11 protein-coding genes are annotated in these 14,171 nt (G+C 42.3%); 4 read left to right on the forward strand and 7 right to left on the reverse strand.

What is annotated here, in order from left to right; translation table 11 throughout:
* Positions 1 to 131 precede the first annotated feature (131 nt).
* Together C505_RS0101885 and C505_RS0101890 are read left to right on the forward strand one after the other, a co-directional pair.
* Complete coding sequence (locus tag C505_RS0101885) at positions 132 to 1,118, forward strand: aldo/keto reductase (protein ID WP_018690905.1); 987 nt, start codon at positions 132 to 134, stop codon at positions 1,116 to 1,118.
* A gap of 125 nt (positions 1,119 to 1,243) precedes the next feature.
* Entirely contained in the window at positions 1,244 to 1,921 is a 678-nt protein-coding gene (locus tag C505_RS0101890) for a 4'-phosphopantetheinyl transferase family protein (RefSeq protein ID WP_018690906.1), read from the forward strand.
* Positions 1,922 to 1,934: 13 nt separating this feature from the next.
* Here C505_RS0101890 and C505_RS0101895 read toward each other — a convergent pair whose 3' ends face one another.
* The 7 genes from C505_RS0101895 to C505_RS23375 all read right to left on the reverse strand — a co-directional run bounded on the left by C505_RS0101895 (position 1,935) and on the right by C505_RS23375 (position 11,268).
* Positions 1,935 to 2,723, reverse strand: coding sequence for a substrate-binding periplasmic protein (locus C505_RS0101895; RefSeq protein WP_018690907.1), 789 nt, complete (start codon positions 2,721 to 2,723; stop codon positions 1,935 to 1,937).
* Positions 2,724 to 2,807: 84 nt separating this feature from the next.
* The gene (locus C505_RS0101900) at positions 2,808 to 3,539 is read right to left on the reverse strand and encodes a substrate-binding periplasmic protein (RefSeq protein WP_018690908.1); all 732 of its coding nucleotides are present in this window, start codon (positions 3,537 to 3,539) and stop codon (positions 2,808 to 2,810) included.
* Between the two features lie 368 nt (positions 3,540 to 3,907).
* Positions 3,908 to 4,678 (reverse strand): substrate-binding periplasmic protein, encoded by a 771-nt coding sequence (locus C505_RS23370; RefSeq protein ID WP_018690909.1) that lies wholly within the window; start codon positions 4,676 to 4,678, stop codon positions 3,908 to 3,910.
* A gap of 29 nt (positions 4,679 to 4,707) precedes the next feature.
* Positions 4,708 to 5,487, reverse strand: coding sequence for a substrate-binding periplasmic protein (locus tag C505_RS0101910; protein ID WP_018690910.1), 780 nt, complete (start codon positions 5,485 to 5,487; stop codon positions 4,708 to 4,710).
* Positions 5,488 to 5,494: 7 nt separating this feature from the next.
* Complete coding sequence (locus tag C505_RS0101915; RefSeq protein ID WP_211215038.1) at positions 5,495 to 6,274, reverse strand: substrate-binding periplasmic protein; 780 nt, start codon at positions 6,272 to 6,274, stop codon at positions 5,495 to 5,497.
* A 66-nt stretch (positions 6,275 to 6,340) separates the two neighbouring features.
* Positions 6,341 to 9,634, reverse strand: a complete 3,294-nt coding sequence (locus C505_RS0101920; protein WP_018690912.1) for an ImpA family metalloprotease — start codon at positions 9,632 to 9,634, stop codon at positions 6,341 to 6,343.
* A 326-nt stretch (positions 9,635 to 9,960) separates the two neighbouring features.
* Positions 9,961 to 11,268: a glycosyl hydrolase family 18 protein gene (locus C505_RS23375; RefSeq protein ID WP_157368734.1), complete on the reverse strand. Its 1,308-nt coding sequence runs from the start codon at positions 11,266 to 11,268 to the stop codon at positions 9,961 to 9,963.
* Positions 11,269 to 11,410: 142 nt separating this feature from the next.
* Here C505_RS23375 and tsaA point away from each other — a divergent pair, with 142 nt between their 5' ends.
* Positions 11,411 to 12,112, forward strand: coding sequence for a tRNA (N6-threonylcarbamoyladenosine(37)-N6)-methyltransferase TrmO (gene tsaA / locus C505_RS0101930; protein ID WP_026317667.1), 702 nt, complete (start codon positions 11,411 to 11,413; stop codon positions 12,110 to 12,112).
* Positions 12,113 to 12,216: 104 nt separating this feature from the next.
* The gene (locus tag C505_RS0101935; RefSeq protein WP_018690915.1) at positions 12,217 to 13,941 is read left to right on the forward strand and encodes a proline--tRNA ligase; all 1,725 of its coding nucleotides are present in this window, start codon (positions 12,217 to 12,219) and stop codon (positions 13,939 to 13,941) included.
* Positions 13,942 to 14,171 lie beyond the last annotated feature (230 nt).

Below are 14,171 nucleotides of genomic sequence, written 5' to 3' on the forward strand. Positions count from 1 at the left end.
CCTTAGTTAGAAATAGGCAAAAGATAGAAATAGGCAAATCTTATGGAGTATTGAGATAACACGCCATTAGATAGATAAGGATAATATGACATGCCAACTTAAATCAATCGAATAAAAACAAGGAGCTATCTATGAAAAAAGTAACGCTTGGACACAGTGATATTGAAGTTTCCAACATTGGTCTTGGTTGTATGGGAATGTCTGAGTTTTATGGTCACCGCAATGATCATCGCGCAAAAGAAACATTGGCAAAAGCATTAGACCTTGGTGTCAATTTTTGGGATACATCCGATATGTACGGTCCCTACCACAACGAATCACTCATCGGGCATCAGTTGTCGTCACTGCAAGCACGCGACAAAGTTGTGATTGCAACAAAATTTGGCATCATGCGAAATGATGATGGCACTTGGCAAGGTGTCAGTGGACATCCTGACTATGTTCGCCAAAGTTGTGAAGCCAGCTTGAAACGATTAGGCATAGAAACTATCGATTTATACTATCAACATCGTATCGATCCAAACATCCCCATCGAAGAAACGGTCGGTGTTATGGCAGATTTAAAGCGTGAAGGGAAAATTCGTGCAATTGGCCTTTCAGAGGTTTCAACAAAGAATCTCAAAAAGGCTCATACCGTTCATCCTATATCTGCAATACAAAGTGAATATTCACTCTGGACAAGAGAACTCGAACTAGAAATGCTCCCATTATGCAAGCAGTTAGGCGTAAGCCTTGTCGCATATAGTCCTCTTGGACGAGGGTTCCTAACAGGAAAGATATCTTCACGGGATCATTTATCAGAAGGAGACTGGAGAAAACAGCATCCCAGATTCTCAGAAGAAAACTTCGACTTAAATTTTCAATTCGTCGAGAAACTCAAGGAGCTTGCGACGAATAAGCAGTGCACCCCCGCACAGCTTGCCCTTGCCTGGGTGATCCGGCAAGGACATATTCCAATTCCTGGGACGACAAATCCGCTGCGCCTCGAAGAAAATATTGCAGCAAGCCAGATCAGCTTCTTGGACAATGAGCTGGACGAGCTAGAAAGCATTCTCAATAAAACCAAAGTTTGGGGTGAAAGGTACCCGGAATCAGTGCTCCAGTACATTGACCAATAAAGTCGAGCGATTGGGCAATAAACAAGATTCTTTTTACTGAAACTCCTGGCAATGATAGGATACTGTCATTGCTTTTTTGGGTACACAGATATTTTAGGTAAATTACAGTTCTGGATGTCGATCATATGTCGTTTATTACGCTCAGTCCGTTCAATCATTTTGAATTTCAAGGTCAGCTGGTTTTTGGAAGTTTCCGCCGTGATTTGTTTCAACAAGCGCTGTTTCATCAATTTCAAATCAACTATCCGACAAGTTTGAACAATGCAGTTATCAAAAGAAAAAGTGAATTCTTAGCTGGACGTATCTGCGCAAAGAAAGCCCTTTCTTCTTTATCTCTCCAGTATGAATCTGTACAGGTTCATACTGGAGAGATGCGTGAACCGATGTGGCCTGCTGGCATTGCTGGCGCCATCACCCATACTGACCAAATTGCAATTGCGGCAATTTCTAACCTGTATCAAGGCGTTGGTATTGATATCGAACACAAAATGGATCATAAAACCGCGAAGGAACTCACCCCCATGATCCTCACCCCATCAGAACGCACATCAAACCAGTATCCTCTTGATGAAACATCTTGGATCAGTTTGATTTTCTCAGCAAAAGAGAGTCTTTATAAAGCACTGTATCCATCCGTTCAGCGTTTCTTTGACTTTCAAGCGGCAAAGATGATTGATATCGGAGAGCGGCATTTTGTGATAGAGCTTCAAGAAACACTCAGCGAGCAGCTACAACAAGGTATCCGATTTGAAGGTCAGTACTATTGGCATGATGATCAAGTTATCACATTGATCACTGTTTAATTGAATCAGGCGGTTAAGGAAGCTCAGCACCGCCGAGGGCTTTTTTTAACATACGTTCAATGTAGCCTTCATCTTTCGCTTCTTGTAGCTTCTTATTAAATTGCTCTAAATATTTCAAAGAAGCCTTACTTTTCTTGGGCATAATGAGATGAAGACCTTCCGTTGCAATGGGTCTTGGGTGGTGTTTGATTTTTGCTCTCTCATCCGGCTCAAAGTAGTTATTAAGAATCGAGTAAGCAACATAATAGTCCACAACTACAACGTCCAGTCTCCCTAATAACAACCGCAAAAGCTTTTCATCATTACCATTAAATCGCTCTGTATCAATGAGCCTCTGTTTTTCAGCTTGTGCAAAATCATGTCCGTACTGATAGCCCGCTGCAATTCCAATCACTTTCCCTTTAAAATCTTTAAATGAGTTCCAATCTATATAGCGACTTTTACGCATAAAAAAGTAGCTGCCAGAACTAAAAACTGGCTCACTATAATGGAACAACTTTGCACGCTTTTCGGTCCAAATCCAAAGAATACTTCCTTCTTTTTCTGCCTCGGCTGCATGACGATAAGCACGGGGCCAAGGATAAAACTCTAAAATGACTTCATATCCTGCCCGACGAAAAAGCTCTTTTACGATTTTACTGCCAACACCTTCATCTTCCAAGTGCTGCCCGATGAATGGTGGCCATTCACCAACGGTCAGTTTTATGGATGTCGCTTGAACGGACCAATGTGTCAAACATAGCAAAGCAAGGTAAATACACAGTCCGAATTTTTTACCTGTAGGTAAATCAAATCTCCACATAATCGAGGTGTATCCATTGCGTTTAGATTAAAGAATAGTCGAATCAGCCGAAGACTTCGATAAGTCATCCGGCAGGGAATAGAGTCATGATTGTGGTGAAGGGAGTTCAGCACCACCAAGGGCTTTTTTGAGCAGGCTTTCGATATCGCCTTTTGCTTTCATTTCTTTCAATTTCACATTGAAATGGTCAATATATTTCTGAGAATACTTCCCTTTTTTCGGCATAATCAAAAACAAATCTTCGAGTGAAAGTGGTTTTGGGTGGTGTGTTATCTGTTCTCTATCTTCAGCTTCGAAATATTGATTGAGAATCGAGTGACCGACATAATAATCAACCGCAACGATATCCAGACGCGTTAACAGCAACCGAAGTAGTTTTTCATCCGTAATCGTCATCCGTTGTACATCAATCTCACGATTTTTTTCTGCTTTGGCGAAATCAGGACCATAATAATACCCACTCAACGCACCAACCACATTCCCACGTAAATCCCGAAAGCTTTTCCATGGTATAAGACGATTTTTTTTCATGAAGAAAAAGCTGCCTGACATCATGATCGGATCACTATAGTGGAAGATTTTGGCTCTTTCTTCGTTATAACTCCATAATATTGTGCCTTCTCTTTCAGCAATGGCCGCATACCGATATGAACGTGACCAAGGATAAAACTCATAGATCACTTCATAACCAGCATTTTGAAAAACTTCCTTCACGATTTTGGCTCCAACACCTTTATCTTCTAGGTGTTCTCCGATAAAAGGAGGCCACTCACCAACCGTGATACGAATTGGCTCTGCGTGTAACTGATAGTGCATTATACACAAGAATATGAACCCGATTTTCTTGTATAAAAGTGCTCTGAAAAACCTCATATCATTGATTTTATCCGCTGTACTTAGCCTTAATCATAGTCAAGATACAATCAGCGTGCTGTCGCACAGATTTCTCAATTCTTTCAGTAAAACTTGGGTTGCAGACCCATGCCAATCCTCATCTTTAAAAATCAGGTTTTAAATTCACTGACGCTAACTTAGCTTTGAACAGTTGTAAGGGAAATCAGGTAAAAATAAATAGTCGGGATCGTCTCAAACGGACTGAAGATTTAAAGCTGAAACTCGGGTAAATCAGCTCGATACACTCGATAACTTGGGTCTATTGATCTCTATATGCTAAGTAAACGAACTTAATGCTTGATATGAAACTCACCACGCAGCTTTTTTTGAACGATTTCTTTGATTTCACCTTGCTGACGCATTTTAATGATTTGCTCATCCAGCAGTTTGATGCGTGTTTTATTTTCGGGAATTTTGATGGAAAGAAGAACACGTAAGCCCCCCGTATCCAGAACTTTTGGATCAAACGTGACCAACGCTCGCTCTTCTTTTGTAAAATTACGATATAAGGCAAACTCAGCGACATGATGGCTTGCCACAATTATATCCATGCGCTTGTTTATCAGCAATTTCAGCATGTCTGGCAATTCAAATACTAAACGGGACACATTGATGATTTTCTCTCGTTCAGCCTTGTGAAAATCTTCTCCATAGTTATATCCCTTTGTCGCTGCAATCGAATACATTTTTAGATCAGATAGCTGTTCCCATTGAATCGTTTTTTCTTTCAAATGATAAAAGTTATAGCTATAGGACATAATCGGTTCGGAAAAATAAAAAAATTGTGCACGTTCCTTCGCCCACTTCCATGGGATCGTGCCATCTCTTTCGCCTGTTTTTGCATAATGGTAAGCACGCGTCCACGGAAAAAACTCATACTCCACTTCCAACCCTGCACGACGAAATGCCTCCGTGACTATGTATGAAAAAATGCCTTTGTCAGGTAAATCTTCTCCTGTATACGGTGCCCAGCCGCCATTCGCAATTCTGATCACTTCCTTTGCAGCAATTGGCTGAGAAAAGAGTATGAAAACAAGAAGACTAAACCAACAGTGCCTCATCACAAACCTCTCATTGTTTTGCCTCTCATTTACTGTGAGCCAAGAGTGTCTTTTTGTCTATTCTCTAGTGCCTGTTGGATCAATGCTTGAATTTCACCTTTTTCGCGCATTAGCTGGATTTGTTGATCAACAAGTGCAATACGTCGCTGATTTTGAGGATGATTTTTCGATAGAAGTATATGCAATTCATCTTGATCGATTGCTTTTGAATGAAAAGTGATGCGCGCCCGTTCTTCCTGATTGAAATAGTGGTTCAAGGTATATTCCATGACATGACGATTGCCAAGAAATAGTTGGATGCGCTGATTGAAAATCAACCGGATAAAATCGGAAGAGTTTTTCACAAGTCGAGTCACTTGAAGCACACCGTCTTTTTCAGCTTGTTGGAAAGTCTGTCCATAATTGTATCCTTTTGTCGCACCAATTATATACGACTTGAGATCTTGATAGCTTTCCCATTCAATGGGCTGGTTTTTCATGTGATAAAAGTGATAACTGTAAGAAATAATAGGCTGAGAAATATAGAATTTCTCAGCTCTTTCAGCCGTCGATTTCCAAGGGATAGTTCCATGTCGCTTTCCTGTTTCTCCATAATGGAATGCACGCACCCACGGATAAAACTCGAAGTAAACTTTGATCCCAGCACGCTCAAACGCTAACTTCACGATATGGCAAAAAACACCTTTTTCTGGCAGGTTTTCTCCAGTAAAAGGCTCCCAGCTTCCTGACGTAATTTGCACCAAGTCTTTTGCAAAACTATTGCTACTTAGCAATATCATCAATGAGGCTAGCTGCTTCAACCATTTCATTGATGTCTCATTTTTTTGCGACCCGAAAACTATACTTTCCAGCCAGCGCATCTTGATAAACCTTATCAACATAACCTGTTTTTTTCAGATCAATCAAAGCTGCGTTAAATTGTTTCATCCTTTCTTCATTCTCAGGGACTTTTTTACTCAGGATCAACTTCCAAGAATTTCTATCAACTGGTTTCTTATGTGAGGTGATCCGCTCTCGAAAACGTTTCGGTAAGCTTGTACGAATGATCTCCCAGCCGACATGGTAATTTGCAACAACCAAATCGATCTTGCCTGAGATCAATTTCATAAAGTTCTGTGCCTCAGAAGTCACACGCTCGACAACAATCAACCCCGTTCGATCAGCCAAGTCAAATCCTGCACCATAAGAATAACCAGAAGATGCCCCGATGATCCGCTCACCGAGATCTTCATAACCTTGCCAATCAAAATTAGCGCTTTTGAGATAAAAAAAGACGTCTTCCGACTCAAGTATGGAGTCACTAAAGTAAAAGTGTTTATCGCGATCTTCTGTCCACACCCAGATCACCGATCCATCTTTGAGCCCCTGTAACGCAAAGTTATACGCCCGCGGCCAAGCATAAAATTCATACTTCACTTCGATTCCGGCTTTCATCAGCGCCTCCGAAACAATATGTGTCGAGGCACCATAGTGAGGCAATTGCTTGCCGAGAAATGGCGGCCATTCTCCATTGGTCAGGGTGACACGGTCTTTTGCATTGACAACAAAGCCTAAAGCTATCAAAACAGCCAAAAGGATTGGTTTCAGTATGCTCATCATGACCACCGATCAAGAAAGGACGCCTACCCCAATTTTAGGCGGAATTTGGCAGGATGAAGTAAATTAAACCTGACAATCCATCGGTGAAGCAATATCACCTGCTTTTGCCCGAGGCCATATTGTGCTTGGGTTTCCTGTATCCAATGGCAAAAACGTTAATCCTTGACTCATTGTTGCAGGCGGTAAGTCACTCTCTAGCACGTAAAGTCCCATTCGAACTTTCCCTTTTTTTGCATTTTTGATGACTTGCTTTTCAGCCAGACTTGAGTATCGAAGTCCAAACATATCAAAATATGGCCGCCAGTCTTTTTCCGTCATAACACTCAAAGAGACCAACATAAAGTCATTGCCTGGCATAGAACTGACTGTCCTATTTCCAAGATGACCGCCATAAACCGCGTGACCTTGATATGGAAACTCACTAAACCCTAGCCTGTCTTTTGCTTGATCCCATGCAGACTGGCTCCGGGCATACTTTCCAAAAATCCGCTCATGTTGATACAGCAATGTGAATAAGTGGAACCCGTTTTCAAAGCGTTCGTTCTGTGCCAATTGCATCACATGCGCTCTTAGTGCCATTTGGATATAAAAAGCCATGCGATACCCATTATGCGCCGCATATTTATTGCTCTTCCAAGGTGCTGTAAATCTATCTTCCCCTTCATCCATTACATCACAAGATGGGGTGAAAACCACCCGTTGACCTTCTGCATTTTTTACTTTTGCTGCATCAGACATAAATGCGAAAAACGCATACTTTTGGTTCATATGCCCATCCGTGATTGTTGTTGTTTGTTTATCACGCATATAGTGGGCATACCATTTCACATAATATGGGAAAATATTATTCGAGTTTTCCCTAGCTCTGGAAGAATACGCATCCCAACGATCCCGTTTTTCCTCAGGAACATAATGCACATTCAATCGGGTCACTTGTAAGTTATGGCCAAGTTCATGATTATCCCCCCAACCGAGCGGATCAATATACCAAGAAGAATCCCATGGATTACCAGAACATGCGCCGCCACAGTGTGCGTTCTCATCATAATTTGCATGTTGGATCTTCTTCCGGGTGTGAAGTACAGGATCAAAACAGTCAGATGAACCCAATAATCGACGACAAATGGATTGAACATCTTTTGGTAATGAATCTTCTAATGTTGTTCCCTGGCGTTTAAATCCTGCTAAGGTATAAACCCGATTGATATGATCATGTTCAATCGAATCGAGCAACATCTTGAGGTCGGTCACTTTCCCAGCGATACCCTCAACGAGACGATCACGACGAAGGTGCATTTCTGCATCTGCCATTCTCAAGTCCACATGAGGTAAAGATGTTCTCGCCATCGTTTTTTGAAAATTGGACAATTGTTCAAGGTTTTTAAAATCCGTAATGACAGGGTGGTGAACAACACCCTGTGCATTAATCTCCACAGAAATTGGCATTTCTTCCCCACTCATCTCAACATAAATCGGACCACCATACGGCGTCGAAAATGTCACCGTTTCTCCAGGTGGCAGCATTATCCGATTCTGCATTACTTCTAAAGGGAACAAATAACGATGTGTTTGGTAAGCACGGTTTGTATTGGAACGATGATAGTTTAGTTTGACTCTTACAGTTGCAGAAGACTCATCTGTGCGTTTTAAACGTATTATTCGCCCTGGCACGGCATACCAACCCGTTGTCGTCCATTGATTGGATTTTAAAATAGAAAATGTTTTTGAGTCTTGTTTAGGGGCTGGATAGTCATAATGGGCAGACTTATTTTTCTCAACTTGACTGCTATCAACAATAAAAGCGCCCAAATCAGGTTGCGGAGTGTTCTTCTTTCTGAGATAGCTCACAGCCCAGTCTGCAAACATTGCTTGTTGCCATGCAGATGTTTCATTCAAAGCAATGGGGTAATCAATGTGACTTCGATATTTATCAGCTAAAAGTAATCCCGCTGGTAGCAATGTTGCTGGTGTTTCAAACACATTTTCACCGACCTTATCGTAAATGATTGCATGCGCTCGATACCAATCAGCACCAGCTTTAAAATTAGCTAGGAAACCCGCTTCATTGCAGCGAAGAAAATTTCCTTTACAGGCTTCTAATGCTGTCTTATCCAACACGTTTGCCTTCAAATTCTTTAATAGAACAGTCACATCATCAAAGGTATCAAACTGCTTCATTTTATCTTTCGTAATACCGCGAGCAAGGTGTTCTGACCAGTAATTATTCGATGCTGTTAACCCCATATATCTGTGGATCTGTTGGGTAAAAGGTATTTCATTTCGGTAGTAATTGCTATAAAAGAGCGGAATACGATTCGCTTTAGCGTATTCAATCGCGGCTTTTATTCCCACATAACCAACTTTGTTTCTATCCAGATTACTCAAAATCAAGATATCAGGCTTACGCGACTCCAAACAATGGAGCATCGCAATATCATCACATGTATTTGCATCGTTGATTGAATGGCGATTCGGATAGACCTCCTTTAACCACTTTCGGATCCCTTCGTTGTGAGGAAAGTAGTCACTATCTTCACGACTCGAAATATGTGCAGTCACTACATTCAAATACGCGTTTTCCTCTGTTTGTGTGAGCCACTGCATCGTATTTTTTAATAGTTGTGTCGTTTCTTTCGAACGGTTTACATAAAACATATTTGCGCTCATGGCTGCATAACGATGTTGTGCTTGCTCACCAACGTACATCAAACCTTTTGCTGAAGCCTCTCCTTCCTCTTTTTGAGTAGAACGGAGGATCTGGAAAGTTAACTCAGGCTTGTATGTCCCAAATGTCACACTATCACTCGAAGGGTGCCAAGAAATTTGATCGATGCCTTGGTATAAAGTCTCAATGAGAGATTCGTGCTTTTGCTTGGTAGCCTGGATTTGCGTCAGGCTATAAGCGATGAGTTCTTCTTGAGAAGCAAGTTGATGATCTTCATTTTGAATTGCATGAACAGCCTTTTTCAGGACAGTCACTTCTACTGTACAATTTTGGGTTGCTGAAAGAATGTCGTACTGTAACTTACGACGCACCCCACCACATCCCTCTACATGGGAAACCGTAAAGCCTGGTGATAACTTCATTGAAAAAACAGCTTTTTCCCCCACCTGAACTGTTTGAAATTCAGGAAAGATAGCACCACCCGATCCAATCCGTGTTTTGATGTGGACCAGCTTTACACTCTCATCATTTTCATTACCTTCGTGCCCATCCTGATTATCCTGCGTGGGGGAAGTTTTGCTGTCCGGTCTATTTGCTTGATTATTGTTTCGATTGAATTGATCAGAACATGCCCCAAGGTAAAGACATATCGCCAGTAAAAAAGAAAATAAGAAAAATCGCGTTATATTCATGGTGTGAAATCAAAAACCTAAAAAAGCAGGTATGGACGCTGCCCTTTCGTTTTATCCCTTTTATCGAAAAATAAAAATACGAACAATGGCTTAAGGTCGAATGACCACAGACATTCCTTTATTCTTGGGTTTATCGTGAAATTTCACTAGAAATGTCATGCAGGAGAGAATGTTAACAATAAACACAACTGAATTTCGACCAGATTATTACAAAAACGATTCAATCAGTTAAAAATAAAACAAAAGTACCAATCATGTTTACATCACCTCGCCTCATCCTTGAGACTGAGTTTTGATTCTTATATCGATCGATGTAAAAAAGAGCGCTATCGGTTGAGACAACTCTGATCAGCGGTCACATTCGGCCAAATCGCTTGCAGGAAAGCTTCTGAATGCCGACTGACATTGAAGACCATCATTCCTCCTCCGAGCTTTTGACTTTTTAGGCAAGCTGAAATGTCATTCGCAGTTGATGTTGATGTAATCGTTGTCGAGACCCCAATCCCCAACTTTTTCTTAGACATGCCAGCATTCAAATAGCCATTTACTCGACCACAGCCAGCTGCCCAGTAACTCATTTCCCAGCCATAGCTTAATTGCTCATGGAGTTTTTTCCCTTGCCACTGTGCATCAAAATGCCTTTGATCATGAAAAAGTGCTTTTGAAATGATTTTGTTTGGCATGATCTCGCGCAGCGCACTGGTGACTTTAATCAGCGAGTCGTCATATTCACGATCACATTTGGAGTATTCATCATCAATATCAATACCATCCAATCCATATTGTTCAACCGCTGTTTTCAACACATGGGCGAATGCACGTGCTTTTGCATCATCCGCAAAACAAGACCAACCCGCATTTTGATGATTACCAAGTACATCCAAAACCACCTTGATCCCTTTCGCTTGAAGTTCCCGTACTTGATGTAAGTTGTTTTCCAGCAAGTCAGTCACTTGACGGTTCAAGTGCAGTACCGCTTTTTGTCCATCATAGTTGATATTGGCAGCAAAAATGACGGCAATATCAAATAGTGGCTCTCCATCATCTTCAACAAAGCAACCTGCATCACGCACCGGATGATCATTTACTTCTACATAAGCCACTTTCATCAGATCTGAGTTGGGTCGACCCGGTGCATCATTTGCAATTGGTTTACACATTGCAGCGCCTAATGATCGCGTATCTTTTTCGATGATCGAACAGCCATAGCCGGAGCCAGATAAAGAAGCGCTGCCATGCAGCCTTGCAATATCCCATCGGTCTAACATGCCGCAGATTTTCTCCATATTTTGTGCCACTTCTTCTGAAGTCACATGGAAAGTCCCATGAGGGCACTCCTCTTGAGCCACTTTTTGGATCGACTTACAAAGAGAGGGGCCTAATTGACGATCATCAAAGCTCCTTTGCCCACAACCATACCCTGGCCCATCCATTGACGCATTGCCAGATAACCGAGCAATATCCCAGGTATCCAGTTGCTGGCAAAGTTTTTCCCGATTCATTTCTGCTTCTTGAGGTGTGACATGGATATAATCACTTGGGCAGATTTGATGGGAAGCACGGATCAAATCCGCTTGCGAAGTGAGAGAAAACAGTACAGCAGATGCTGTGAAAAGTAATATTTTATTTATCATTGTTGTTTTCCTTGTTGTAAAGGCAAATCCAATTATCCAGATAAGGATTAAAAAAACCTCAGACTCTGGACTGATTTTCACGATGCTACTCAAACACCATTTCTCATGGCATAATTCGCCCTTCTCTTTTTGTCAGGCAGTCATCATGCAGATTTCTTTCGAACCCGTTGGGATCCTTCATTCCCCTTACAAACAAAAATTTGCAATCCCAAGGCAACCTCGGTTGATCCCACAAGCGCGTGCTTGGTTGGCACTGGCTGATCACGTCAATCATCCAGATACTTTGAGAGGGATTGAAGATTTTTCACACCTATGGTTGGTATTTGCATTTCACGAAACTATGGAAAAAGGTTGGTCAAATCTCGTTCGTCCACCAAGACTGGGTGGCAATGCCAAAAAAGGGGTTTTTGCAACTCGAGCAACGTTTCGTCCAAACGCCATTGGCATGTCTGCTGTCGAATTAATCGGTATCAAGAAAAAAGGAAACCGTTGGGGACTGGAACTGGCTGGTATTGATTTACTCGATCAAACACCCATTCTGGATATTAAACCTTACCTTCCTTATTCCGATAGTATTGAACAAGCGGCTGGCGGTTTTGCGGATGCCCGCCCAGAAACAGAAATGACTGTTGAATTCTCTGAGCAAGCACAACAATTCTGCCTGCAACAAAGTCAAAATTACCCCCAACTGATGGCGTTTATCACCCAAGTCCTCAAGCAGGATCCGAGACCTGCCTATAAGAAAAAGCGTGAAGGCGAACAAACTTATGGCATGTCCCTCTATGAATTCAATATTCAATGGCGAGTCAATGCGCAGCATCATTTCGTTGAGGAAATTCGCTAGCAACCCTTTAGGCAACCTAGTAAGACTGCTAGAATAGCCAGTTTGATGATGGTCAATGAAAACAGAAGCGTCTTAAGACGTCAGATTAAACGGATAATTCATTCATGCGTACAAGCAAATATTTACTCTCAACATTAAAAGAAACACCAGCTGATGCAGAAATCGTCAGCCACCAACTCATGCTCCGTGCAGGCATGATCCGCAAAATTGCTTCTGGGTTGTACACATGGCTGCCGACGGGCTTGCGTGTTCTTCAGAAAGTTGAAAACATCGTTCGTGAAGAAATGAATCGCGCTTATGCGATTGAAGTATCCATGCCTGTTGTTCAACCTTCCGACCTATGGGAAGAATCTGGCCGCTGGGAACAATTCGGCCCAGAGCTCCTGCGTTTTAAAGACCGCCATCAACGACCATTTGCTTTAGGCCCGACGCACGAAGAAGTGATCACTGAGCTCGTGCGTAAAGAGATCAACAGCTACAAGCAGTTGCCACTTAATCTTTATCAGATCCAAACCAAATTCCGTGATGAAGTTCGCCCACGTTTTGGTGTAATGCGCGCACGCGAATTCCTGATGAAGGATGCCTACTCTTTCCACTTAGATCAAAGTTGCTTGGAAGAAACTTACAAAGGCATGTATCAAGCTTATTGTAATATTTTCGAACGGATGGGCCTTGATTATCGCCCTGTACTTGCTGACACAGGTTCTATTGGCGGTGATGTTTCCCACGAGTTTCATGTCCTTGCAGAGTCTGGTGAAGATGCAATCGCATTTAGCTCAGAGAGCGATTACGCAGCAAACGTTGAAATGGCAGAAGCCATAACCCCTGCTGGTGACCGCCCTGCACCATCTCAAACGATGGAAAAAGTCGCAACACCTGGTTGCCGTACAATCCAAGAAGTTTGCGATTTCTTATCACTTCCGGCAGTTCAAACCGTCAAAACACTGATTGTTCATGGCCAACCTGAAGACGGTTCGGATAAACCAAGTTTCATTGCATTAGTACTTCGTGGTGACCATGAGCTGAACGAAATCAAAGCTGAGAAACACGCAAGCATTCTTGAACCACTTACCATGGCGACTGACGAAGAAGTCAAAGATGCCACTGGTGTTACACCAGGTTCTGTTGGCCCTGCTGGTCTTTCAATTCCTGTGATTGTTGATCGCAGTGCAGCGCACATTGCTGATTTTGTTGCTGGTGCAAACGAAGAAGGCTACCACACAACAGGCCTCAACTGGGATCGCGACATCAGCAACTACGAAGTCATGGACTTGCGTAATGTTTACGAAGGTGATGCAAGCCCAGATGGTCAAGGTGTATTGAATATCAAACGTGGTATTGAAGTCGGCCATATCTTCCAGCTGGGTACCAAATACTCCGAAGCCATGAAAGCTGGTGTGCTGAACGAGCAAGGGAAGAACGAAGTGCTTTCAATGGGCTGTTACGGTGTTGGCGTTTCTCGTATCGTTGCAGCTGCAATTGAACAGAACCATGACAAATATGGCATCATTTGGCCAGATGCCATTGCCCCGTTCAAAGTTGCATTGATCCCAATGAATATGCACAAATCTGCGCGGATCCAGGAAGTAGCAGAAAAGCTTTACACTGAGCTTGTTGCAGCAGGCATCGAAGTCATTTTCGATGATCGTAAAGATCGCCCTGGTGTGATGTTCGCAGATATGGAACTGGTTGGTGTACCACACAGCATCGTGATTGGTGAACGCAACCTAGATGAAGGATTAGTCGAATACAAACATCGCCGAAGTGGTGACAAAGAAAAAATCAAAGCTGAGGATGTCCTTGCATTTTTGCAAGAGAAACTCGCTTAACTCTCTCTTTCGAGCCTGCAAACATCGTAGGCTCTTTTCCTCGACTGTAAAGAATTGTCGAATATTCATACGCCCCCATCTAAAACTCATCCTTATTTAATTGGTTGATTTTATTTGCTAAAAAATTCATCCAGTCATGATTCCTCCGAGCCTTTCTCCTGTCATTTTTATGTAAACAAAACCTTTGACTGACACCCGCGCTCAGCCAATTCAGCCATCATAAGGCAATA

The sequence above is a fragment of the Algicola sagamiensis DSM 14643 genome, from assembly GCF_000374485.1.
GTDB lineage: Bacteria > Pseudomonadota > Gammaproteobacteria > Enterobacterales > Alteromonadaceae > Algicola > Algicola sagamiensis.

Excerpts from the sequence above, each read along its gene's own strand:
- C505_RS0101885 (WP_018690905.1), top strand. The coding sequence starts at position 132 with ATGAAAAAAGTAACGCTTGGACACAGTGATATTGAAGTTTCCAACATT.
- C505_RS0101890 (WP_018690906.1), top strand. The coding sequence starts at position 1,244 with ATGTCGTTTATTACGCTCAGTCCGTTCAATCATTTTGAATTTCAAGGT.
- C505_RS0101895 (WP_018690907.1), bottom strand. The coding sequence starts at position 2,723 with ATGTGGAGATTTGATTTACCTACAGGTAAAAAATTCGGACTGTGTATT.
- C505_RS0101900 (WP_018690908.1), bottom strand. The coding sequence starts at position 3,539 with ATGCACTATCAGTTACACGCAGAGCCAATTCGTATCACGGTTGGTGAG.
- C505_RS23370 (WP_018690909.1), bottom strand. The coding sequence starts at position 4,678 with ATGAGGCACTGTTGGTTTAGTCTTCTTGTTTTCATACTCTTTTCTCAG.
- C505_RS0101910 (WP_018690910.1), bottom strand. The coding sequence starts at position 5,487 with ATGAAATGGTTGAAGCAGCTAGCCTCATTGATGATATTGCTAAGTAGC.
- C505_RS0101915 (WP_211215038.1), bottom strand. The coding sequence starts at position 6,274 with ATGAGCATACTGAAACCAATCCTTTTGGCTGTTTTGATAGCTTTAGGC.
- C505_RS0101920 (WP_018690912.1), bottom strand. The coding sequence starts at position 9,634 with ATGAATATAACGCGATTTTTCTTATTTTCTTTTTTACTGGCGATATGT.
- C505_RS23375 (WP_157368734.1), bottom strand. The coding sequence starts at position 11,268 with ATGATAAATAAAATATTACTTTTCACAGCATCTGCTGTACTGTTTTCT.
- C505_RS0101935 (WP_018690915.1), top strand. The coding sequence starts at position 12,217 with ATGCGTACAAGCAAATATTTACTCTCAACATTAAAAGAAACACCAGCT.